At 71.4% G+C, this 22,397-nt stretch carries 17 protein-coding genes; all 17 read right to left on the bottom strand.

The window, feature by feature from the left end; genetic code table 11:
- Positions 1–54: 54 nt before the first annotated feature.
- The 17 genes from AB0367_RS08685 to AB0367_RS08605 all read right to left on the bottom strand — a co-directional run bounded on the left by AB0367_RS08685 (position 55) and on the right by AB0367_RS08605 (position 22,223).
- Positions 55–945, bottom strand: coding sequence for an Ig-like domain-containing protein (locus AB0367_RS08685; RefSeq protein ID WP_366225598.1), 891 nt, complete (start codon positions 943–945; stop codon positions 55–57).
- Between the two features lie 26 nt (positions 946–971).
- Positions 972–1,268, bottom strand: a complete 297-nt coding sequence (locus AB0367_RS08680; protein ID WP_366225597.1) for a hypothetical protein — start codon at positions 1,266–1,268, stop codon at positions 972–974.
- Positions 1,265–2,374 carry a DUF916 domain-containing protein gene (locus tag AB0367_RS08675; protein ID WP_366225596.1) on the bottom strand — a complete coding sequence of 370 codons (1,110 nt, stop codon included), beginning with the start codon at positions 2,372–2,374 and terminating at the stop codon, positions 1,265–1,267. Before AB0367_RS08675 ends, AB0367_RS08680 begins: the two co-directional genes overlap by 4 nt.
- An 83-nt stretch (positions 2,375–2,457) precedes the next feature.
- Positions 2,458–3,876 carry an Ig-like domain-containing protein gene (locus tag AB0367_RS08670; protein WP_366225595.1) on the bottom strand — a complete coding sequence of 473 codons (1,419 nt, stop codon included), beginning with the start codon at positions 3,874–3,876 and terminating at the stop codon, positions 2,458–2,460.
- 177 nt (positions 3,877–4,053) lie between these two features.
- Positions 4,054–5,310 carry a hypothetical protein gene (locus tag AB0367_RS08665; RefSeq protein ID WP_366225594.1) on the bottom strand — a complete coding sequence of 419 codons (1,257 nt, stop codon included), beginning with the start codon at positions 5,308–5,310 and terminating at the stop codon, positions 4,054–4,056.
- Positions 5,311–5,477: 167 nt separating this feature from the next.
- Positions 5,478–8,093, bottom strand: a complete 2,616-nt coding sequence (locus AB0367_RS08660; RefSeq protein WP_366225593.1) for a hypothetical protein — start codon at positions 8,091–8,093, stop codon at positions 5,478–5,480.
- Complete coding sequence (locus AB0367_RS08655; protein WP_366225592.1) at positions 8,090–9,730, bottom strand: phosphate ABC transporter substrate-binding protein PstS; 1,641 nt, start codon at positions 9,728–9,730, stop codon at positions 8,090–8,092. The genes AB0367_RS08660 and AB0367_RS08655 overlap by 4 nt, the downstream gene beginning before the upstream one ends.
- A complete protein-coding gene (gene pstA / locus AB0367_RS08650) occupies positions 9,727–11,052 on the bottom strand; it encodes a phosphate ABC transporter permease PstA (RefSeq protein WP_366225623.1) in 1,326 nt (441 codons plus the stop codon). The genes AB0367_RS08655 and pstA overlap by 4 nt, the downstream gene beginning before the upstream one ends.
- A 7-nt stretch (positions 11,053–11,059) precedes the next feature.
- On the bottom strand, positions 11,060–12,055 hold the full coding sequence (pstC, locus tag AB0367_RS08645; RefSeq protein ID WP_366225591.1) for a phosphate ABC transporter permease subunit PstC: 996 nt from the start codon (positions 12,053–12,055) through the stop codon (positions 11,060–11,062).
- A 208-nt stretch (positions 12,056–12,263) separates the two neighbouring features.
- Positions 12,264–12,527 (bottom strand): hypothetical protein, encoded by a 264-nt coding sequence (locus AB0367_RS08640; RefSeq protein ID WP_366225590.1) that lies wholly within the window; start codon positions 12,525–12,527, stop codon positions 12,264–12,266.
- A 979-nt stretch (positions 12,528–13,506) separates the two neighbouring features.
- Positions 13,507–14,916, bottom strand: coding sequence for a serine hydrolase domain-containing protein (locus AB0367_RS08635; RefSeq protein WP_366225589.1), 1,410 nt, complete (start codon positions 14,914–14,916; stop codon positions 13,507–13,509).
- Positions 14,917–14,981: 65 nt separating this feature from the next.
- On the bottom strand, positions 14,982–17,471 hold the full coding sequence (locus AB0367_RS08630; protein WP_366225588.1) for an ATP-binding protein: 2,490 nt from the start codon (positions 17,469–17,471) through the stop codon (positions 14,982–14,984).
- A 1-nt stretch (position 17,472) separates the two neighbouring features.
- Positions 17,473–18,294 (bottom strand): potassium-transporting ATPase subunit C, encoded by an 822-nt coding sequence (locus AB0367_RS08625; RefSeq protein ID WP_366225587.1) that lies wholly within the window; start codon positions 18,292–18,294, stop codon positions 17,473–17,475.
- Complete coding sequence (kdpB, locus tag AB0367_RS08620) at positions 18,294–20,348, bottom strand: potassium-transporting ATPase subunit KdpB (RefSeq protein ID WP_366225586.1); 2,055 nt, start codon at positions 20,346–20,348, stop codon at positions 18,294–18,296. Before kdpB ends, AB0367_RS08625 begins: the two co-directional genes overlap by 1 nt.
- Positions 20,345–22,006, bottom strand: coding sequence for a potassium-transporting ATPase subunit KdpA (gene kdpA / locus AB0367_RS08615; protein ID WP_366225585.1), 1,662 nt, complete (start codon positions 22,004–22,006; stop codon positions 20,345–20,347). The genes kdpB and kdpA overlap by 4 nt, the downstream gene beginning before the upstream one ends.
- Positions 22,006–22,095: a K(+)-transporting ATPase subunit F gene (gene kdpF / locus AB0367_RS08610; RefSeq protein ID WP_366225584.1), complete on the bottom strand. Its 90-nt coding sequence runs from the start codon at positions 22,093–22,095 to the stop codon at positions 22,006–22,008. Before kdpF ends, kdpA begins: the two co-directional genes overlap by 1 nt.
- Positions 22,092–22,223 carry a hypothetical protein gene (locus tag AB0367_RS08605; protein WP_366225583.1) on the bottom strand — a complete coding sequence of 44 codons (132 nt, stop codon included), beginning with the start codon at positions 22,221–22,223 and terminating at the stop codon, positions 22,092–22,094. Before AB0367_RS08605 ends, kdpF begins: the two co-directional genes overlap by 4 nt.
- Between the last annotated feature and the right edge of the window lie 174 nt (positions 22,224–22,397).

The following is a 22,397-nucleotide window of genomic DNA, read 5'->3' as shown; positions in this document are numbered from 1 at the left end:
AAGCGCTCCGGCACCGTTGGTGCGGGTATGACTACTTGCGCTGTGCGGGGTTCGTCAGGCGAGGACCCGGATCGTCACCGGGCTCGACGTGCCCGGCCGGACGCGGCTGTCGCCGGAGTAGACGGCGGTCAGCCGGTGGTTGCCGGCCGGGTTGAGCCCAGGGACGATCGCCGCGGCCACGCCGTTGTACAAGGTGGCGGTGGCGACGACCGTCGAGCCGTCCTTGATCTGCACGGTGCCGGTCGGGGTGCTGCCGTCCGCCGTCACCTGGATCAGGGCGATCAGCGGCTTGTTCACCTTGACGGTGGTCGGGAAGGCGAAGAAGCCGGCCGAGGAGTCGGCCCGGCCGTCCCAGCGCCACTGCAGCACGTCGTAGAAGGTGTCCACCGGCCAATCGGCCGGCTTCGCCGCGCGGGTGGCGGCCGAGATGTCGATCGGCGTCACGTACGAGCTGACGACGGCGAAGTTCGCGTCGAGGCACGCACCGACGATGCTGAACGGCGCGGTGGCGATGACGGTGCCCACCGGCTTGGCCGCGTCCGCGGCGCTGAGCGCGGCGTCCGAGGTGCCGGCCGGCAGGATGCCGTCGACGAGGAACTGGATGTTGCCGTTGTTGAACGCACCGGTCTGAACGGGGATGCTCAGGTCGGCGCCGAGCGCGACGGGCTCCGCGAGCGCCTGTCCGGCGCTGACGACGTTGGCCTCGTCGCCCTCCTTCGTGAGGGCGTTCAAGTAGTACTGGGAGCCCGCGGGGCAGTTGGTGGCCGGCGCGACGAGCGTGACGGTGTCGGCGGGGTTGCCGTCGCCGAACTGCCAGCTGCCGGACAGCGGCTTCACCGTCACGGTGCTCCCGGTGATCGCCGCCGCGGCCGGAGCGCCGAACGCGCCCACGAGCAACGACGAGGCGACGGCCGCCACCAGTAATGTCCGCTTGGACAGGTTCACAGGTACAGGTCCTTTCTACTGGGCCGCTACGGGGCCAGGGGGTGGTTGGACTTACCCGATCGCCGGCCCAGGGCGATGAGCCCCGCACCGACGACGATCAATGCGACGGCTCCCCCGAGCATGACCGCGACCGCCACACCGGTTCGCGGCAGATCGCCGGAGGGCCCGCCGGGCGAGGGCGACGGCGACGGGCTCGCGCCCTCGGGCACGGTGATGGTGATCGTCACGGAGCCGTCGTCGGCGGAGGCCGCGGCCGCGACACCGACGCCGCACAGCGCCGCGAGGAACAACAGGACGAGGGCGAGGATGGTACGGCGGGTCACAGCGTCTCCTCCACTCGCGCTTCTTCCAGCAGCTGGACGGCCGCGCGCCGTTCCTCCAGCCGGGCCCGATCGACGGCCTCGGCGAGGGCGCGCGCGGCGTTGCGGCGGCGCCTGCGCAGTTCGATCACGCTCAGCCAGACGGCGCCGGCGAGCAGCAGCAGGACCGCGAGCTGGCTCCACGGCATCGCGAACAGGTCCGCGCTGCGCTGACCGGTGCCCAGGGCCGCGGCCGACAGCGACTCGGTGTACTTGTCGCCCTTCACCGCGGCGGGGGTGACCACGACGTTCGCGCCGAGCGGGCCGAGCGGGCCGACGCCGTGGACCGTGAGCCGGTACCGCAGGGACTGGCCCGGCAGGAGCTCGGCGACGGCGGGCCCGGCGGCGGTGGACAGCCGGCTGCCGGTCGCCGCGGTGACGTCGACGAGCTGGCCGGCCGCGAGCCGGACGTTGCCGGTGTTCCGCACGGTGTAGTCGACGGTGACGTCGCCGCCGGAGAACGGGTTGATCGAGTCGTGGTAGTCCGCGTCGAGCCTGGTGACGGCGAGCGACGGTACCAACTTGCCGTGCACGCGCAGGTAGATCCGGGAACCGATACGGTTCTCGATGACGACCGGGCCGCTGCCCGGCTGTTGCAGCGAGGCGACGATGCCGCCGACGTGGTCGCCCGGGGTACCGTTCGCCGGCACGGCGAGCGTGAACGGGACGTTCACCGTGGCGTGCGCCGGGACGGTGACCTGCTGCCGGGCCAGCACGACCCACGCGCCGACGTCGGTGGGTTTCGTGTCGCCGGCGAGCAGGTCGAAGCCGCCCGATGCCGTGTTGACCGCGTCGCTGGCGTAGAGCCGGAAGGTCACGGGCGCGGCGCTGAAGTTGGTGACCGCCACGACGTCGCGCAGTGTCTGCCCGGGGTCCGTCTCGAGCTCGAAGGCCGGGCGCCCGTCCGGCCCCTGCGCCGCGGCCGGCGCGACCGACCAGGTCACCGGCGTCCCGCCCGGCGCGGACGCGCCCGGCGACGGCGACGGGTTCGGCGGCGCCGCGACAACGGGCGCGGCGGCGAACAGGGTCGCGACAACGGCGGCGCATCCGGCGGCCAGGTGTTGCCTCATGACTGTTTCACGTCCGTTCGGTCGTGTCGTGGGGCCCGGAGGGGCGGCCGGGCCGCCGCCCTTCCGGGGTGGTGCACGACGCGTCAGATCGCGGTGATCGTGACTGTGGCGTGGTAGGTGTCGGCCGGCGTGGTCGCCGGGAACCGCAGGTTGAGGTCGGCGCCGAGCTTCGCCGCACCGATGCCGCTGCCCTGCGGGGCGTTGGCCAGCGTGGTGCTCGCGGTCAGGCCGGGCTGGGTGCCCGGCGCGACGCTCGCACCGGCCGTGACGCTCTGGCCGGCCGACTGATCGACGATCAGCGGCTTCCAGCCCAGCGCGGTGCCGGAGAACGTGTTGCTGGCGTTGGTGCCGACGAAGTTCGCGGAGACCTTGCCGTTCACGTTCCAGCCGGGCTTGCTGCCGGATCGGGTGTCGCTGACCGTGACGAGGCTGACGGCGTTGCTCCCGGTGACGTAGTTGTCCCCGTCACGCACGGCCGGGGGCAACGAGACGGCCGCCGTCTGGTCGACGGTGAGCGTGAGCGCCTCCGTGCCGCCGGTCGGCACGGTGGTCTGCAGGGTGACGGTGCCGGACTGCCCGCCACCACCCTGCTCGGTGATCTCGTAGGTGAGGTTGCCGGTCGACCCGCTGTAGGCGGTGCTGTCCTCCGGTGTGAAGACCGCCTTCAGCGAGTGGCTGCCGACCGACAGGCCGTCCGTGCTCAGCGAGGCGGCGCCGGCGGTGACCGGCTTCTCGCCGAGCGAGGTCGTGCCGTCGAGGAACGCCACCTTGCCACCCGCACCCGCCGGGGAGACGGTGGCCGTGAGGTTCACCGTCGTGCCCGCCGGCGCGGACGTGGCCGGCGCCGCCGTGAGCGTCACGGTGGTCGTCGCTGGTCCGCTCGGCGTGCCGAACGACCAGCTCCACTGCAGGTTGTCGTAGAACTGCCCGGCCGGCCAGCCGGGCGGCTGCGGCGGGCGGGTCGCCGCCGAGAACGTCACCGTCTTGATCGCCGACTGAGCGACGACCGTGTAGGTCTGGTCGATGCACACCCCGGCCACGCTGAACTGGCCCTCGGCGATCCTCGTGCCGGGGGCCTTCGCCGCGTCGGCTGGCGAGAGCTGGGCGTCGGTCGTGCCGAACGGCAGGATGTCGCCGATGACCGACTGCACCGAGCCGCTCTGGAAGGTGCCGTCGTGCGGCGGCACCTTCAGGACGGTGTTGCCCGGGTCGCGGTTGATGGTGCCGCCGGGGATCAGCGACGCCCCGCTGAAGATATCGGTCTCGGCCCCCGGCGCGGTCAGCAGCTCCGAGTACGCCTCGGTTCCCTGAGGGCAGTCGGCCAGTCCCGGCGTGATCCGGAGCGGGTCGGCCGGGTTGCCCTCGCCGAACTGGAGCTGGCCGGACGCCGGCGTGATCGTCAACTCGCCCAGGTTGGTGGCCGCCATCGCCGGGGCTGCGGTGACGCCGGCAAGGACCACCGCACCCGCCAACGCCGCGGCCAGGCGATGGGATCGATTCACGATACTGTCTCCTTCGTTTCGAGCCATCCACGTGAATGGCAGCAACCAGTTCGGGCCGCTGATCCTCTTGCGCGGGCACGCGGCCCCCGCGACCGGGCGCAGCGCGAGGCGCGGCGGGCCGGGTGGCCGCGCGCTGCGCGACCACCCGGGTCTTACCGGTGAGCTACGGGCCGATGATCAGGCGTCGCCCTTGGTGGTGATGCTGCCGCAGGTGGAGGGGCTGGTGAGGAAGCCGTACTGGCCGATCGTGAAGCTCGAGGAGCACACCTTCGAGCTGTTGTTGACGAACAGCTTCACCAGGTCCGGGTCGGCGAACGTACCGCTGACCTTCCAGGTCGGGAACACGTTGTACACCGGGCGGGTGAACGTCGGGTTGGTCGACACGAAGGTGCTGTTGATGGCCAGGGTGCCACCCGAGCCACTGGTCGGCGCCGCGCCGTTCAGGGTGCCCAGCTTCGAGTTGCCCCGCCGGTCGGTGACACCGGTGACGGTGTGGTTGGTCTGCGCGATGTTCTGCGCGATCGAGATCGGGGCGATCTCGGTGTAGCGGGTGGCGCCGACGGTCGGGTCCGTGAGCACGTTGCCGTCGTGCTCCTGGATCGAGGCGCCGGTGTCGACCTTGGTGTCGCGCACGCAGCCGCCGACCTTGTTCACGTCGGCCTCGGTGATGCCGACGAGACCGAGGAAGAAGGACCGGGTGCCCGAACCCGCCTGCGGCACGTACGGCTGGATCGTGTACGTGACGCCGCCGGCGGTCACGGTGCGGAAGGACGGGTCGCACTTGTAGATGTTCTGCAACTGCGTGGTGCTCAGGCCGCCCGCGAAGGTGCCACCGGCCGCGAAGGACTGGTCGAGCCCACCGCCCGACTTCACCGCGTAGTCGACGGCGTCGGTACCGAACGGAATGAAGGTCAGCGCGCTGCCAGCGACCGCCGGGCCACGCGAGGACCGCGCGAACGTGACCTGGTTGCCGCTCAGCGTCGGGGTGTTCTGGCCGAGGCTCGCGGCCTTGCTGCAGTAGCTGGCGACCTGGGCCGGCGTGCTCGGGCAGGCCTGGGTGCCGGCCGGGGAGGGCGTGCCGGAGGAGTTCGGGCGCTGCGAGAGCAGCAGGGCGGCGATGCCCGCACTCGAACCGTCCGGCCGCAGGAACGAAGTGCCCGTGCCCGACGGCGGCGGGCAGTTGGTGGTGATCGAGGTGGAGCCGGTCGCGTTCCACGACTCGAACTTCTTGAAGTTCGGGCTGCCCGAGTCGAGCGTGGCGGCCAGCTTCTGGATGACGTCCTGAGTCGTGTCCGAACCGACGCCGCAGTACGACGCGCCGGTCGGCGGCGGCGGGTCGGCCGCCGCGGGGCCGGCGATCAGGCCGACGGCGACCAGTGCGGTCGCCATCGGGACCACGGCGAGCGCCGCGATCGCCTTCGGGAGTTTGAACACTGCTGTTCCTCCTCGGGAACCGTCCACCGGACGCTCCGGTAGACTCCGGTTTCCCGGTCTGCCCCTCCCTCTCTGAGGGGCAGACCGGTCTTCCCCACCGCCCGGTGATGCCGGGCGGAGCCTGTGGTGGCCGCCTCGTGCGCGGCGCTGAGGTGTGGTCTCGGCGGCTACGGATCGATCGATCTGCGCCTGGGACGGACGAGTGGCGCGGCGAACGCGGACACCACCCCGGCGCCGAGGCCGGCGAGCAGCACCCATGGGGGCAGCGTGCTCGGATCGTCGGGGGTACGCCCGGACTGCACGACGGCGACCGGTTCGGGTCCCCGGGTGGACCGGCTGGGCGCCGCCGACGGGATCGATCCACGGTCGGGGAGACCGCTGGCGGCCGTGGACGCCGGTCGGGTGGTGCCGGTGCCGGTGCCGCCGGCCTGGGTGCCGCTCTGTTGCGTCGGCTGCGCGGTCTGGTCGTAGCCTGCGACCTTCCCGGACCTGATCTCCTGGACGGCGCCCTTGGCCTGCAGCCGCAGCGCGAAGGGCAGCGGGCTGTAGCCGGGCGGGAGCTGCCCGTCCGCCAGACCCCGCGTCTGACCCGCGTTGGCGGCGTAGTCGACGAACGCGGCCAGGTCGGTGCGGGCCTGGGCGTCGGCGGCGTCGATGTCGGCGACGCTGACGGCGGCATAGGTCAGCATCGGCAGCGGATACGCGTCGGGCGCCGTCGAGGCCGGATTCGCCACCTTGACCCGGTGCTCGTCCCGGTCTTCGATCATCGCGTTGGCACCGGCCTGCAGGCCTACCTCGTCCGGCGCGACGAACTTGCCGGCCGCGTTGCGCAGCCGCGCGGTCTGCAGTCCGTACTTGGCGGCTTCGGCCGTGGATGTGATGCTCACGACGAACCGGCTGCCGACGAACTGGGGGCCGTCCTTCTTCCACTGCCCGACTCCGGTGGCGTTGGTCGGGTCGTCCGCGGCCCACCACTCCCCGCTGGCGCCACCGGGGTTGCCCGCGCGGGTGCGCCGCGCCGCGTCGCCGAGGCTCTCGGCGAAGGGCGAGACGTCGATGACGCAGCGCGGGCTGGTCGCGCCCTTGGCCCGCTCCTCGTCGGTCAGCTCGGTGCAGGTCGGATCCGACTTCGGGAAGTTCTCGATCGGCAGCGTGACGTTCTTGTACGCCGGGTTGACCGTCATGCCCCATGGATCGGGGGTGCCGTCGAGGAACTTCCGCGCGTCCGGGTCCGCGTTGATCCACTGCCAGAGCGTCCAGGTGGCGTCCGAGTTCTCCAGCACCGTCAGTGGCGCGGCGCTCGCGGCGGCGGTCGCCGGTGCGGCCAGCCACTTGACCTCCGGGTTGGCCTGGAGGACCTCCGGATCGTCGAACAGGCGTCCCGGATTGTGCGTGAGGTAGTCCGGGGCCAGTTTGGTCCGGCTGGGCGGTGGGACGGCTTTGGCATACGACTCAGTGAGCAGCTTGGCGACGACGCGCGGCGTCAGGTTCAGCCGTGGCAGGCGGCTGCCCGCGATGTCCATCTCGGCCTGCGGCGTGTCGGCGGCGCCTGGTCGGCGCTCGATGTTGAAGCCGATGGCCACGCCGGACAGCGCGATCGGCGCGTATGAGACCGGGTGGGCGGCGTCGCGCGCCAACGGCCGGCTGATCAGCGCCGCGCGGGTGGCTCCGGGAGTCGAGCCGACGATCGTGTTGCGTGCGGCGGTCTCCGACAGCGTGGTCAGGTTGTACGGCACATTGCTGCTGGCGCACAGCGCCGGAGACCAGCTCAGGAACGCCGGCTTGACGATCTCGCTGCCGACGATCCGGCGTTGTGCGGTGCCCAGCGGGCACTGCTCGCCGACCGGCTTGAACTCCAGCCGGAACGCGAGCCGATGCTTCCACGTGCTCATGGTGAGCGGCGAGGACACGACGTGGGTCAGGCCACCTTCACCGACGAATGCGCCGGTGCGGTATCCGTCGTCGGTGGTCCCGCGGGGCACGACCACCAGCCAGCACGGGCGTCCGGCCGGGTGGCTCGGATCCCCGACGATCGCGCCGCAGCCCAGTGACGGCGACTCGAGCGTCGTCTGGATCTCGAACGGCGCCTCACCGGTGCCGTCGGGGCGGCTCAGCACGTACGGTTGTTCGTTGGTCTCGGCGACGCCGAACACCTTGCCCCCGGCCATGTCGATCGGCAGCCCGAATCCCGGGATGACCGGCGCGGCTCCCGTGGCGGGACGAAACGGGACGGCGCCGCCTGCGCCGCCCGCGTTGAGGTAGTAGTTCAGCGGTTTGCCGTCGGGGCCGGCCGCGGCGCGCTCGTCGGCGTCGGTGCGCAGCACGGAGCGGCTGCGGGCATAGATGTCAGGGGGGTTGCCGACCTGGCCCGGGTCCGTGCCGGTGTACGCGCCGAACTGGCAGGTCTCCCTGGCTGGAGCCGGCCGCTCGGCAGGCGCCGCCGGGTCGTCGCCCCAGCACTGCATGATCTGCAGATAGTTGGAGGCGTAGTGCGTCGCGTCGCAGCAGAACTTCCCCAGTCCGGTCCAGGTGACGGTCACGGCCTGGCTGGTCAGGTTCTTGGTCTGCGACACGGTCACCCGAAGGTTCGCGAACGCGCTGTCGCCGCTGCGCGTCACCGCCGAGTCGGTGACCGGCGTGCCCGTGTACTCGATCTTGCCGACGCTCGGATCCTCGTCGGCCGACGCGGCCGCGATGTGGCCGAGTTCGGCGACGCTCGCCACCACGAGCCCGGCGACGAGCCCGATGAGCGCCCGGCGGCGCCAGGACATGAGGGTGTTCATTGCCGCCTCCGCAGCATCCAGGAGACCAGGCCGGGGCCGAGCACCAGCGCGAGCGTGGCGAGGCCGGCGATGAGCATCAACGTCTGAGCCGCAGTCCAGCCGTCGCCGGTCGGCATGGCTATCGGCACCGCCGCCACGCCCGGGTCGCCGCCGCCGCTGCCGCCGCCGGCGCCCACATACTGGTCGGTGCCGGGGTCGTAGCTCAGCGACGGCGCCGCGCCGGGACCGCCCGTGCCCGCGGACCCGGTGGCGCCCGGGCCGGCACTCTGGCCGCCGGTCTGGCCGCCGCTCTGGCCGCTCTGGCCGCCGCCCGCCGCCTGGTTGGCCGCCTGTGCCCCCGCGTTCACCGGCGTCGGCTGGTTCCGCTTTCCGCCGGTGCCGTTGGTGCACTGCCCCGGGCCGCGCTTGTCGCACGCCTGCGGCTGCGGCGCGACGTCGGCGAGCCGGTTGTGCCCGTCGGGCGTGAACGTCGGGTTGTTGCACGACTCGAGCGGCTTGTTCGGCGCCTGCGCCCCGGGGATCTTGGCGATCTGCTTGAAGCTCGCCTCGACCAGGTTCCGCGGCAGCGGCGAGTAGCCGAGGTCGGGCGCCTGCTGCTGGCCCTCGCACTCGAAGTACGAGCTGAAGGCGGCGAGCGTCTTGCCCTTCGCCTCGGAGAAGTTGCCGGTGACCGTCGTGGGCAGGATGAAGTACGAGTACGACGACATCGGGTACACCCGCGGGTCTTCGTACTTGTACACGTCGGTGAGGTCCTGCGTGAGGTACACCGCCGGATCGGTGTTCTCGTTGATCTTCGCCTTCAGCAGGGCGACGGCCACGTTGAGCGGGGTCGGCTCGACGTAGTAGCCCGCCGCGTTGAGCATCTTCACGACCGGGAAGCCGGCGTTGATGGCGTAGGAGTACTGGACGTATCCGATGGCGCCCTCGGAGTAGCCCTGCGCGACGTAACTGGCCACGCCGAGGTCACCGGCCTTGGAGACGGCACCGGGAAAGTTCGGCCAGTAGGATGCTGCGCCGTTGCCGCAGCCGCGCTGCCGGCAGAACGCGCTCCAGATCCCACCCTGCTGGGCCTGCATCCACAGGCTGAACTGCGCACTGCTGCCCGAGCCGTCGGAGCGGATGACCGGCACGATCTTCGACGCCGGCATGGTCAGACCCGGGTTGTCGCTCTTGATCGCCTGGTCGTCCCACCGGGTGATGCCGCCGGTGAAGATCTTGGAGATGACCTCGCCGGACAGGCGGAGATTGGTCACCTGCCGGCCGCCGATTTTGAGGTTGTACATGAAGCTGGTGCCGCCGGCCACGATCGGCATGTACGCGTACGTGCCCGGCGTCGGGTTCTCCGGCGACCCGCCGTCGGTAGGGTGCTGCTGGAACGGGATGTCGGACGCGGCGTAGTCGACCGTGTGCTGCAGGAAGCGCTGCCGTCCGTCGGAGGAGCCGTTGGCGCTGTAGTCGACCCGCATGCCGCTCTGGTGCACGGCGCTGATCCACTGGTTGACGGCGTTCGCCGCCCAGCTGGACCCGGCACCGTTGATCGGCACATACGTCTCGGCCATCGCGGGCGTGGGGACCGCGAGTACGAGCAGGACGCTGCTCAGGGCGAGCACGACCCGCTGCCAGGGCAAGAGTTTCATGGCGATTCTCCAAGGTGGAACGAACCCGGATCGCGGCCGGGGAGTTCCCCGCCGGCCATGCCCGGAAGCTCGTATCGACGGCGCCGCATCCGCGCCTGGTCGCAGGCGGAGCGCCGGGCGAGCCTGCGGGCCCGGCGGGCGGTGACACGACCCGGTGCTCGGCCGGCGAAGACGCGTGCCAGCACGAACAGCGCGACGACGATCGCCATGAGCAACGCGGCGGCGCCGAAGCCGCGCTGGATGTACGAGGGCTGGCCGGAGCGCACGAGCATGAACGTCAGCAGCGGCAAGGAGACCTGGGGCCCGCTCACGGGGTCGGCGTTGAGGTACGTGGTGTAGCCGGCGGTCAGCAGCACCGGGCTCGTCTCGCCGATGCCCCGCGCGGTGCCGAGGATGACACTCGTGACCAGGCCGGACCGGACGGTGGGGAGCACGACGTACCAGACGGTGCGCCACCGCGGCGCGCCCAGCGCCTCCGATGCCTCCCGCAGGCCGCCCGGCACCAGCCGCAGCACGACGTCCGCCGAGCGGATGATGATCGGCAGCATCATGACGCTCAGCGCGACCGCGGCGGCGAACCCGGACAGCCTGAACCCGAGGAGCAGGATCAGGGTCGCGTAGATGAACAGCCCGGCGACGATCGACGGAAGGGCGGTCATCGCCTCCACGACCGTGCGCACCAGCACGGAGCCGCGCCCGCCGACCTGCGTCAGGTAGACCGCGCACGCCAGGCCGAGCGGGATCGTGATGAGCAGCGCGATGGCGATCATCTCCAGTGTCCCGACCATCGCGTGCAGCACGCCGCCCTGGGTCAGGGGGTCGAGCGGGCCGGCGTCGGCGAGGTCCTGGGTGAAGAAGTTCAGGTGCCGCATCGCCGGCACGCCGCGCCACAGCGTGAACCACAGGACCTGGGCGAGCCCGAGGAACAGCACGGCGGCCGCGCTGCCCAGGACGGTCGTCCAGATCCGGTCCCGCACCGTCGGGCCGTCGGCGGACAACGCGGTCAGCAGGGCGTACGTCGCGAGGAAGGCGATGTACGCCACGACGAGGAACCCGAGGAACCCGCTGAACGGCGCGAGCCAGGCGAAGAGCAGGATCGCCACGCACACGCCGGTGGACGCGGCCCCCAGCACGTTGAACAGCTCGTCGCGGCGGAACGCGCGGAGATTGCGCCGGGGCGGGACGGGCCCGAGGTCGCGCGGCAGGACGGTGCCCTCCCCGTCCCCCCGGCTCTGCGCCGCCCGGGCGACCACCTCGCCGACGTGCAGGCCGGCCACGGTCCCCTCGCCGATCCCGGCCCGGTCCAGCGCCGTCTCCTCCATCGTCACGTCACACCTCGCTCTGCGCGCCGGAGCGGGACCGGGCCGCGATCGTCGAGGCGGTGAAGTTCACCAGCAGCGTGATGACGAACAGCGCCAGGCCGGCGGCCATGAGCGCGGACAGGCCGAAGCCGGACGCGTCTCCGTAGCGCAGCGCGATGAGGCTGGAGACCGAATTCGTGCCGACCTGCAGGATGTGCGGCTGGATGTCGAAGACCTGGGAGATGACCATGTAGACGGCGATGGTCTCGCCGAGGGCCCGCCCCAGGCCGAGCATCGTGCCGCCGATCATCCCGCCACGCCCGAACGGCAGCACGACCGAGCTGATCATGCCCCAACGGGTGGCGCCGAGCGCGTAGGCGCCCTCCCGCTCGCCGGGCGGCGCCTGACTGAACGCCTCCCGCATCACCGAGCACTGAATCGGGGCCACCATCATCGAGACCGTGAGCCCGGCGACGAAGGTGCTCGCCGTGTACACGCTCGCACTGGCCAGCGGATCGGCCGGGTCCGCGCCGTCGACGCGGAAGATCGGAATCCAGCCGAACCAGGTGGACAGCCAGCGCGCCACCCCGATGACGTTGCCTTCCAGGAAGACCAGGCCCCATAGTCCGTACACCACGCTCGGCACGGCGGCCATCAGGTCGACCAGGCTGACCAGCCACTGCCTCAGCCAGACCGGCGCCACCTCGGAGATGAACAGGGCCGTGCCCGTCGCCAGCGGTACCGACACGACCACCGCGACGGCGGCGATCAGGACGGTCCCGGTGAGCACCGCGGCGATGCCGAACCGGTGGACATCCGGCTGCCACTGCGCGGTCGTGAGGAACCGGAACCCGACCGCCCGCAACGCCTCGACCGCCCGCAACGCCAGGAACAGGCCGATGGCGCCCATGACGGCGAAGACAAACAGGCCGGTGAGCCTGGACCCGCCGTGGAAGATCCGGTCGGCGAGCCCGGGCGCGGCCTTCACCACGCGCGGGCGTTGCTCGGTCGACACCTGCGTCATCGGGCCCTCCTACCTGGCTCGAAGGTCATGGCACGGCTGCGAAGTTCACGCCGCGGCGCGTGAAGAGGTCACGGCACGGCCGAGGTCACGGTGAGGAACAAGGTCACGGTGAGAGACAAGGTCACGGATTGAAGGGCATGCGGCGTCGCCGGGGTGCGGCGACGCGCTCCGGCCGGCTCGGCACCGTCGCGTCGTCGCGGCCTGCCGCTCAGTCCGCGTCCGGACGCCAGAATCGGCCCCTACGGCCGACCGTCTGGTCGATGACGGCCGCCACGGCACTCTCGATGAAGCGCTCGATCGCCGCCTCGCAGGCGGTTCGCAGCTCGTAACCGTGTGCGGCTACCGCCAGGACACCGACCTCGGCGTCACTGATCGACCAGCGCCAACGGCGAGACACATCGCGAACTACCGCGACCGAACCGGAACCTACGCGGCTGCGGACCTTCTGAGCTGCTGCGGCGGCGTCCTCCACACCTGGAAAACTCTCCGGCGAAACGCCGAGGATCCGGTTGTTGGGGCCAACCAGACGCCAGATTACCCTGCCACCTCGAGTCCGATGGAATTGGTACCGCACTAATCAGCTCACACCTCCGCTGTCCTGGCGCACCATTGTTGTAGCGCGCGCGGTCCGGGAACGCATTGATGCTCCGTCACCGGTGTGTATCAGCGAAACGCGAATCTAGTGAACAGGGAAATAATGAGATTGCTCCGCGTGGTAAAACCGATGATCTTGCTACGCGTTGGCGTGCCGTTAAGGCACCGTTGACCTGCGCTAACGAAGCGCTTAACGCGCGGACGAGGCGCTCCCCTACCACTCACCCGCCACCGGACGGGCACAGAACCTCAGTCTTGGCAGATGAGGAGACATTGGCTCGGATGGCTGACCGAAGCGCTTCGACTTTGGTAAGGTGCCTGCCCAACGCGGCCGCAGGCACCATGAGCAGCACCGCCGTCACCCGAGACGGTCCCGCACCCAGCCGCGGCGCCCCGCGCGCGATGCCCGGCAACCGACGCGGCGCATGACACGGGACCGATCCCGAGAAGGCCACCGGGCCCGCCACCGGACCGCCGGCGCACGCGCCGATCCTCGGGACCGCGGGTCGCCACGATGGCGGCGCCGCCGTCAATACGCGCCCGAGGCCGCACCCGATCCAACCCGGCTCAGCTCCCACCGCATCACCCCGCGCCGTGATATCGTCCAGACCGGACAGGGGTGTCATGACGCCGATTCGGCGGCCCCACCGCTATTTTTCGCACCCATCGGCCGAATGATCGGCATCGCCAAATCTCGCGAAGCCAGCAGTCCTGGCGAAGTGCGGAAGATCATTATCAGCAATTGACTCATGGCAATGTCGATCACGCCCGGTCACGGCGCCGCGGCTCCGATCGCCGGCACCGCCCATGGAACGCGTCAAGACCGGCGGCGGCCGGCGCCAGACCGAAACCGCGTGTCAGGCGATGGCGTCGGCGAGGATGTTCGCGATCGCCACCCGCGTCGGATCGGGGTCGGCCCAGCTCCAGTTCGGGTGGGCGCGGTTGGTCAGCAGCACGAGCACGAGCCGGCGGCGCGGCTCCACGACCAGCTCGCAGCCGGTGAAGCCGGTGTGACCGAACGTGCGCGGCGACGCGAGCCGGCCCATGAACCACGGCTGGTCGAGCTCCACGCCCAGCCCGTGGGTGGCGGTGCGGTTCGGCCGGGCGACATCGGCGGCGGGCAGCCCCGCGTTGTAGTTGGTGAGCATCCGCTGGACGGTCGCCTCGGAGAGGATCCGCTTGCCGTCGACCTGCCCGCCGCCGAGCAGCATCCGGCCGATCACGGCCAGGTCCGCCGCGGTGGTGAAGATCCCGGCCGAGCCCGCCACGCCGCCGAGCACGTTGCAGATGTCGTCGTGCACGACGCCGCGCAGCAGGCCGCGGGACGATCGGGCGTCGGTGGCCGCGAGCCGGTTGGCCTTGTCCTGCGCGCTGAGCCACCCGAGCGGCTTGAACCCGGTGTCACGCAGCCCCAGCGGCCCGGTGATCTCGGACTTGACCTGCTGGTCCAGCGGTTTGCCGGTGAGCTTCTCCAGGATCTGCTGGGTGAGCAGCAGGCCCAGGCTCGTGTACCGCAAGAGACTGCCCGGCGTCACCCCGTCCGCCAGCGGCGTCGACAGGATGTACGCCCACCGCGCCGCGACGTCGGGCTTCTTCGACGTCTCCGGGATCGACGGCCCGACCGGCAGGCCGCTGGTGTGCGTGAGCAGCGTCCGCACCGTGACCGCGGACTTGCCGGGCCCGTCGAACGCCGGCAGGTACTGCACCACCGGCGCGCCGAGGTCCAGCTTTCCCCGGTCGACCTGCCGCATCGCCAGGATCGTGGTGTACACCTTGGTCACCGACGCGACGTCGAAGATCGAATCGGGCCGCATGAGCACCCGCGACTGCTCCGCCAGTTCGACCGGCCCCGCGCCGTAGCGCAGCGCATAGCCCACCGAGGCGTGCGTGGTCACCTTGCCATCGACGTCCACCAGCACCACGGCGCCGGCGTAGCCCGGGCGCTTCGGGTTGTCGGCCGTCGGCACGAGGTACCGATTCAGGGTCTCCACGAGCTTGCCGCTGTACGACGCCGCGAGCACCTGCTGCCCCGCCGCCGGCGCGCTGGCGCTCGCCGACCCGGACGGCCCGAACCCGGCTGTTCCCTCCTCGGCGGCGACCGTTCCCTCGACGGCGGCGGACTCGCTCCGCGCCGGGGCCGGCGAGCCCGGCGCTGCGCCGGGCGCGGCGCTGCCGGGGTCGTCGCCGCAGCCGGCGAGCGTGGCGACGGACGCGGCGAACCCGGCGCCGAGCACACCGCGCCGGCCCAGCTGACGATCAAGAGGCATACGCGAGATTCTCGCACCTCCGGCGCGCCGCGAAGCCCGGCCGGGCCGCGTTTTGCCTGCTCCGGTCACGCCCGGTGCAGTGTCAGGGTCATCGTGAGGCCGCCGCCCGGGGTGGGCTCCGGCACGAGGGTGCCGCCCATCGCCTCGGCCAGGCCCCGGGACAGGGCCAGGCCGAGGCCCACGCCGGTGGCGTTGTCGCGGTCGCCGAGGCGCTGAAAGGGCTGGAAGACCCGGTCGTGGTCCGCGGCCGGGATGCCTGGGCCGTGATCGACGACGCGGATGTCGACCAGGCCGGCGTGCTCGCTCGCCCCGATCGACGGCGGGCGGCCCGGCGGGCTGTAGCGCAGCGCGTTACCAAGCAGGTTGACCAGGATCCGCTCCAGCAGGGCCGGGTCGGCGATCACCTCGGGCAGTTCCTCGGGCACGCTGAGGACGACCGCCGCGTCGAGGTCGTCGGCGGCGCGCGGCAGCGCGTCTGCCAGGTCGACCGGCTGCAGCGTCAGGGCGAGGGCGCCGGCCTGCAGGCGGGACATGTCCAGCAGGTTCTCCACCAGCCGGGTGAGCTTGTCCAGCGACTCCTCGGCGGTGGCCAGCAGCTCGGCCTCGTCCTCGGCGCAGAAGCGCACGTCGGGGCTGCGCAGGCTGCCGACCGCCGCCTTGGCGGAGGCGAGCGGGGTGCGCAGGTCGTGGCTGACCGCGGACAGCAGCGCGGTGCGCAGCCGGTCGACCTCCGCGAGGGTGCCGGCCGCGGCGGCCCGCTCGGCGAGGCGCTGCTGGCGCAGGGCGATCGCGGCGTGCGCGGCGAACGCCTCGACGAGCCGGCGGGCCTCGGCCGGCAGCGGGTGGCCGCGCAGCACCAGCGACACGTTCTCCTCGACCGGCACCTCGGTCTCGCCGTCGGCCGGGGTCAGGCAGGGCGTGCCGCCGACCGAGGCGGCCGGCCGCCACGGGTCGTGCTCCGACTCGCGGTCCAGCAGCGTGACGCAGGTGAGACCGAACGACTCGCGGACCCGCTCCAGCAACGCGTCGAGGGGGTTGTCGCCGTGCAGGACGCTGCCGGCGAGGGTGGACAGGGTCCGCGCCTCGGCGGAGGCGCGGGCGGCGTCGCGGGCGCGGCGGGCGGCGCGGTCGACGACGGTGGCCACGGCGACGGCGACGAAGACGAAGGCGACGAGGGCGAAGAGGTTCTCGCGTTCGGCGATGGTGAACCGGTTCAGCGGCGGCGTGAAGCACCAGTTGAGCAGCAGGAATCCGCCGATGGCGCAGACCAGGGCGGGCAACAGCCCGCCGACGAGCGCGGTGGCGACGGCGAGCACGAGATAGGCGAGGATGTCGCTGGTCAGCGCCATGTCGGCGCGCGCGGCGTCGAGGCCGAGGGTCAGGGCGGGCAGGCCGGCCAGGGCGAGGGCGAGGCCGGTCAGGCGGCGGCCGCGGGTCAGGGCGGCGGCCCGCGGCGACCGCCACGCGAAACGGCGGGCCTGCTCATGGGTGACGAGATGGACGTCGATGGAGCCGGACTCGGCGGTGGTGGTGACGCCGACACCGGGCGAGAGGATCTGCGCGAGGCGGCCGCGGCGGCTGGCGCCGAGGACAAGCTGGGTGGCGTTGACGCCACGGGCGAAGTCCAGCAGCGCGCCTGGCACGTCGGCGCCGAGGACCTGGTGGTAGGTGCCGCCGAGGGCTTCCACGAGCAGTCGCTGCCGAGTGAGGTTGGCGGGGTCGGCGCCGGCCAGGCCGTCGCCGCGCACGACGTGCACGGCGAGCAGGTCGGCGCCCTTGGTGCGGGCGGCGACGCGGGCGGCGCGGCGGATGAGGGTGTCGCCCTCAGGGCCGCCGGTGAGGGCGACGACGACGCGTTCGCGGGCCTCCCAGGTCTTGTCGATGTCGTGCGCGGCGCGGTAATGGTCGAGCTGTTCGTCGACCTTGTCGGCGAGCCAGAGCAGGGCGAGCTCGCGCAGGGCGGTGAGGTTGCCGACGCGGAAGTAGTTGCCAAGGGCGGCGTCGATCTTCTCCGGCTTGTAGATGTTGCCGTGGGCCATGCGCCGGCGCAGGGCCTCGGGGGTCATGTCGACGAGTTCGATCTGCTCGGCGCGGCGCACGACGGCGTCGGGGACGGTCTCGCGCTGGGTGACGCCGGTGATGCGCTCGACGACGTCGTTGAGTGATTCCAGGTGCTGGATGTTGACGGTGGTGAGCACGTCGATGCCGGCGTCGAGGAGCACGTCGACGTCGCGCCAGCGCTTGGCGTGCTCGCTGCCGGGCACGTTGGTGTGTGCCAGTTCGTCGACGAGCGCGACCTCGGGCCGGCGGGCGAGGAGCGCGTCGAGGTCGAGTTCGGTGAAGGCGGCGCCGCGGTAGGTCAGGTCCCGGCGCGGTACGACCTCGAGGCCGTCGAGCATGGTCTGGGTGAAGGGGCGGTCGTGGGTCTCGACGAACCCGACGACCACGTCGGTGCCCCGGTTCAGCCGGCGCCGCCCCTCCTCCAGCATCCTGTAGGTCTTGCCGACGCCGGGCGCCGCGCCCAGGTACACCCGCAGCGTCCCGCGCGTCGTCATGTCAGCTCCGGTCCAGGGCCAGGTTGAGTTCCAGGACGTTGACCGCCGGTTCTCCCACGAAGCCGAGGGTACGACCGCCGGTGTGTTCCTGGACGAGGCGGCGCACCTGCTCCTGGGACAGGCCGCGGGCCGCGGCGACCCGGGCGATCTGCAGGTCGGCGTAGGCGACGCTGACGTGCGGGTCGAGGCCGCTGCCGCTGGCGGTGACCGCGTCGGCCGGCACCGCCGGACTGCCTGGCGCGTTGCCACGCACCGGGGTGGTGACGCCGGTGCTGTAATCCTCGCCGGGCTTGGCGCACTGGACCGGCCGGCCCTGGTACCGGTCGATGAACGGGGTGGCCGGGCAGGTCTCGTTGACGCTGACGGCGTGGTCGGGATACACGGCCAGGACCGCGCCGGCGCCGTCCGGGGTGCAGTAGGGCCGGGCTCCGTCGACGTGCTCGAACTGCCCGACGGCCTTGCTGCGGGTGCAGACCTGGGTCAGCAGGCTGGGCTTGCCGGGCTGGTCGACGATGTTCTGCGGGCCGAGGTTGCTCGCCGAGGTCGAGGTCGGATCGTAGCCCTTGCCGGCGGCGGACGGCCGGGACTGGAAGTATCGCCTGAGCGGGTTGCCCTGAGCGTCGGTGAACGACTGCCCGATGAGGGCGCTGCCGACGTGCCTGCCGTCGCGGGCGAGCAGCGAGCCGTCGGCGTGGCCGGACAGGCCCGGGATGCGGGCCACCGCGACCATGAGCAGGGGGTAGGCCAGGCCGAGCACGATGGTCAGGGCGACCAGGGCGCGCAGGGCGGCGAGGTGCTGGGCGAGCCAGGCGGGCAGACGCATCAGGAGATCCCCGGGATGGACATGACGATCAGGTCAATGATCTTGATACCGATGAACGGCACGACGATCCCGCCGATGCCGTAGACCAGCAGGTTGCGGCGCAGCATCGCCGTCGCGCTGGAGGGCCGGTACCGCACCCCGCGCAGGGCGAGCGGGATCAGCGCCACGATGACCAGGGCGTTGAAGATGACCGCGGACAGGATCGCCGAGGTCGGCGAGTGCAGCCGCATGACGTTCAACGCGCCCAGGCCCGGATAGATCGCGGCGAACATCGCCGGGATGATCGCGAAGTACTTGGCGATGTCGTTGGCGATCGAGAACGTGGTCAGCGCACCGCGGGTGATGAGCAGCTGCTTGCCGATCTCGACGATCTCGATCAGCTTCGTCGGGTCGGAGTCCAGGTCGACCATGTTGCCGGCCTCCTTGGCCGCCGACGTACCGGTGTTCATCGCCACGCCCACGTCGGCCTGGGCCAGCGCCGGGGCGTCGTTGGTACCGTCGCCGGTCATCGCGACCAGCTTGCCGCCCTGCTGCTCCTGCTTGATCAGGGCCATCTTGTCCTCGGGCGTGGCCTCGGCCAGGAAGTCGTCGACGCCGGCCTCCTCGGCGATGGCCTTCGCGGTCAGCGGGTTGTCACCGGTGATCATCACGGTGCGGATGCCCATCCGGCGCATCTCGTCGAAGCGCTCCCGCATGCCCTGCTTGACCACGTCCTTGAGGTGGATGACGCCCAGGGTGCGGGCCGGCTGCCCGGCCACGTGCTCGGCGACGACCAGCGGCGTACCGCCGGAGGACGACACCGCGTCCACGATCGTGCCGACCTCCTCGGTCGGGCGGCCCCCGTTGTCGCGGACCCACTTCATCACCGCGATCGCGGCGCCCTTGCGCACCTCCCGCCCGTCGACGTTCACGCCCGACATGCGGGTCTGCGCGGTGAACGGCACCCAGACCGCGCCGGTGACCTCACGCTCGCGCAGGCCGTGGTGTTCCTTGGCGTACACCACGATGCTGCGCCCCTCCGGGGTCGCGTCGGCCAGGCTGGACAGCTGCGCCGCCTCGGCCAGCTCGTCGACGCTCACCCCCTCGACCGGCAGCAGGTTCCCGGCCTGCCGGTTGCCCAGCGTGATGGTGCCGGTCTTGTCCAGCAGCAGCGTGTTGACGTCGCCGGCGGCCTCCACCGCCCGGCCGGACATCGCCAGCACGTTGCGCTGCACCAGCCGGTCCATGCCGGCGATACCGATCGCGGACAGCAGCGCCCCGATCGTGGTCGGGATGAGACAGACCAGCAGCGACGCCAGCACGATCCCGGTGACGCCCTCGGCGTTGAGCGCCGCGCTGTCCGGCGCGAACGCCTGCACCGCCTTGGAGTAGATCGCCAGGGGCTGCAGCGTCGCCACGGCCAGCAGGAAGATGATCGTCAGGCTCGCCAGCAGGATGTTCAGCGCGATCTCGTTCGGGGTCTTCTGCCGGTTGGCCCCCTCGACCAGGGCGATCATCCGGTCGATGAACGACTCCCCCGGCCGCTGCGTGATCCGCACCACGATCCGGTCCGACAGCACCCTGGTGCCACCCGTGACCGCGCTGCGGTCGCCGCCGGACTCGCGGATGACCGGCGCCGACTCGCCGGTGATCGCGGACTCGTCGACCGAGGCGATGCCCTCGATGACGTCACCGTCGCCGGGGATCACCTGCCCGGCCTCGACCACCACGACGTCGCCCAGCTCGAGCTCGCCGGCCTGGCGAGTGGTCCCGTCGGCCAGCTGCGCCACGGTGTCCTGCTTGGCCCGCCGCAACGTGGCGGCCTGCGCCTTGCCCCGCCCCTCGGCCACCGCCTCCGCGAGGTTGGCGAACAGCACCGTCAGCCACAGCCACACGGCGATCGCCCACCCGAACACGCTGGGGTGGATGACCGCGAGGACGGTGGTGAAGACCGACCCGATCTCCACGATGAACATGACCGGGTTGCGCCACAGCGTGCCCGGGCTGAGCTTGCGCAGCGCGTCGGGAATCGACTTCCACAGCTGCTTGGGATCCAGCAGACCCGCGGCGATCATCGGAGTCCTTCCGCGAGAGGGCCGAGCGCGACGGCCGGCAGGTAGGTGAGCAGCACGACGATGACCGTGACGCCCACGACCATGCCGATGAACAGGGGTTGGTACGTCCGCAGCGTCCCCGATGACGCCGGCACCGGCTGCTGCCGGGCGAGCGAGCCGGCCAGGCCGAGCACGAAGATGATGGGCAGGAACCGGCCCAGCAGCATGCACAGGCCCAGCGCGGTGTTGTAGAACTGCGTGTTGGCGCTGATGCCGGCGAACGCGGAGCCGTTGTTGTTCGACGCCGACGTGAACGCGTACAGCACCTCCGACAGCCCGTGGGCGCCCGGGTTGGCCATCGACGCCCGCGCCTTGGGCGAGCCCATCGCGATCGCCGTGCCGACCAGCACCAGCGCCGGCGTGGTCAGCAGATACAGCGACGCGAACTTGATCTCCCGCGAGCCGATCTTCTTGCCCAGGTACTCCGGCGTGCGCCCCACCATCAGCCCGGCCACGAACACCGTGATGACGGCCAGGATGAGCATGCCGTACAGCCCGGAACCCACACCGCCGGGCGCGACCTCGCCGAGCATCATGTTCAGCATCGTCATCATGCCGCCCAGCGCCGTGTACGAGTCGTGGAACGAGTTCACCGCGCCGGTCGACGTCAGCGTCGTGGCTGCCGCGAAGGTCGCCGACTGCGCCACCCCGAACCGGGTCTCGACGCCCTCCGTCGCCGCGCCGACCGCCGCCGGGACCGTGCCGCCGTGGTGCAGCTGCAGCGCGTTGATGGCGATCACGCTGCCGATCGCCAGGATCGCCATGATGCCGGCGATCGCCAGGCCCTGCCGCCTGTCGCCGACCATCCGGCCGAAGACCCGCGGCAGGCTGAACGGGATGAGCAGGATCAGGAAGATCTGCAGCCAGTTCGTCCAGCTGGTCGGGTTCTCGAACGGGTGCGCGCTGTTGACGTTGTAGAAGCCGCCGCCGTTCGTGCCCAGCTCCTTGATCACCTCCTGCGAGGCGACCGGCCCGCCGGTGATGTGCTGCGCGCCGCCCGCCAGGGTCGTCACATCCGCACCGGCCGACAGGTTCTGCACCACGCCCCCGGCGACGAACACGATCGTGCCCAGCACCGCGACCGGCAGCAGGATCCGCACGCAGACGCGCACCAGGTCGACCCAGAAGTTGCCCAGCTGATCGGTCCTGGACCGGGCGAAGCCGCGCACCAGCGCCACCGCCACCGCCACACCCACCGCCGCGGAGGTGAAGTTCTGCACCGCCAGGCCGGCCATCTGCACCAGGTGGCCCATCGTCGACTCACCCGAGTACGACTGCCAGTTCGTGTTCGTCACGAAGCTGACCGCGGTGTTCCAGGCCTGGTCCGGCTTGACCGGGGCGAACCCGAGGCTGAGCCACAGATGGTTCTGGACCCGCTGGAACAGGTACAACGCAAGGATCGACACCGCCGAGAACGCCAGCACGCTGCGCGCGTACACGCCCCACGACTGCTCGCCGTCGGGGTTGACGCCGACCGCGCGGTAGAGGACCTTCTCCGCGCGCAGGTGCCGGGTGGCGGTGATCGCCCGGTACATGTAGTCGCCGAACGGGCGGTGTACCAGCACCAGCACCACGATCAGCGAAAGGATGAACAGCACACCGGCTGCCGTCTGGCTCATCAGAACCGTTCCGGGAAGAGTAGGGCGGCGATCAGGAACGCGGCCAGCGCGACCGCGAGGACGAGGCCGACGAGGTTCTCGGCGTTCACAGCCGCTCCACCGCCCGCACCGCCAGGCCGAGAACCGCGAACGCCACGATCGTCAGCAGCACGAACACCACATCAGCCACCGGGGTGCCTCCTTCAGCTCGGCGGCCCTGCCACCAGGGCACACGCAAAGTCAAGGCCGTAGCCGCAGCACTGCCCAGGTGCGTTGACGAAATCCCTACGCCGCCCACCCGTTTCTTGACGCGTTCTTTACGCCACGGGCTTCCACCATGATCGAATTCGGCCGGGCAGGACGGTGGCCGCCGCGCAACGGTCTCCTACGCCACGAACCCGGGCCGTCGCCG

The sequence above is a fragment of the Dactylosporangium sp. NPDC051484 genome (assembly GCF_040689395.1).
Lineage (GTDB): Bacteria > Actinomycetota > Actinomycetes > Mycobacteriales > Micromonosporaceae > Dactylosporangium.
The sequence above is the reverse complement of the archived record's forward strand: the minus strand, read 5'-3'. Positions and strand labels throughout refer to the sequence as shown.

Excerpts from the sequence above, each read along its gene's own strand:
- kdpA (WP_366225585.1), bottom strand. The coding sequence starts at position 22,006 with ATGAGCCAGACGGCAGCCGGTGTGCTGTTCATCCTTTCGCTGATCGTG.
- AB0367_RS08625 (WP_366225587.1), bottom strand. The coding sequence starts at position 18,294 with ATGCGTCTGCCCGCCTGGCTCGCCCAGCACCTCGCCGCCCTGCGCGCC.
- AB0367_RS08630 (WP_366225588.1), bottom strand. The coding sequence starts at position 17,471 with ATGACGACGCGCGGGACGCTGCGGGTGTACCTGGGCGCGGCGCCCGGC.
- AB0367_RS08655 (WP_366225592.1), bottom strand. The coding sequence starts at position 9,730 with ATGAAACTCTTGCCCTGGCAGCGGGTCGTGCTCGCCCTGAGCAGCGTC.
- pstA (WP_366225623.1), bottom strand. The coding sequence starts at position 11,052 with ATGGAGGAGACGGCGCTGGACCGGGCCGGGATCGGCGAGGGGACCGTG.
- AB0367_RS08635 (WP_366225589.1), bottom strand. The coding sequence starts at position 14,916 with ATGCCTCTTGATCGTCAGCTGGGCCGGCGCGGTGTGCTCGGCGCCGGG.
- kdpB (WP_366225586.1), bottom strand. The coding sequence starts at position 20,348 with ATGATCGCCGCGGGTCTGCTGGATCCCAAGCAGCTGTGGAAGTCGATT.
- AB0367_RS08675 (WP_366225596.1), bottom strand. The coding sequence starts at position 2,374 with ATGAGGCAACACCTGGCCGCCGGATGCGCCGCCGTTGTCGCGACCCTG.
- AB0367_RS08660 (WP_366225593.1), bottom strand. The coding sequence starts at position 8,093 with ATGAACACCCTCATGTCCTGGCGCCGCCGGGCGCTCATCGGGCTCGTC.
- pstC (WP_366225591.1), bottom strand. The coding sequence starts at position 12,055 with ATGACGCAGGTGTCGACCGAGCAACGCCCGCGCGTGGTGAAGGCCGCG.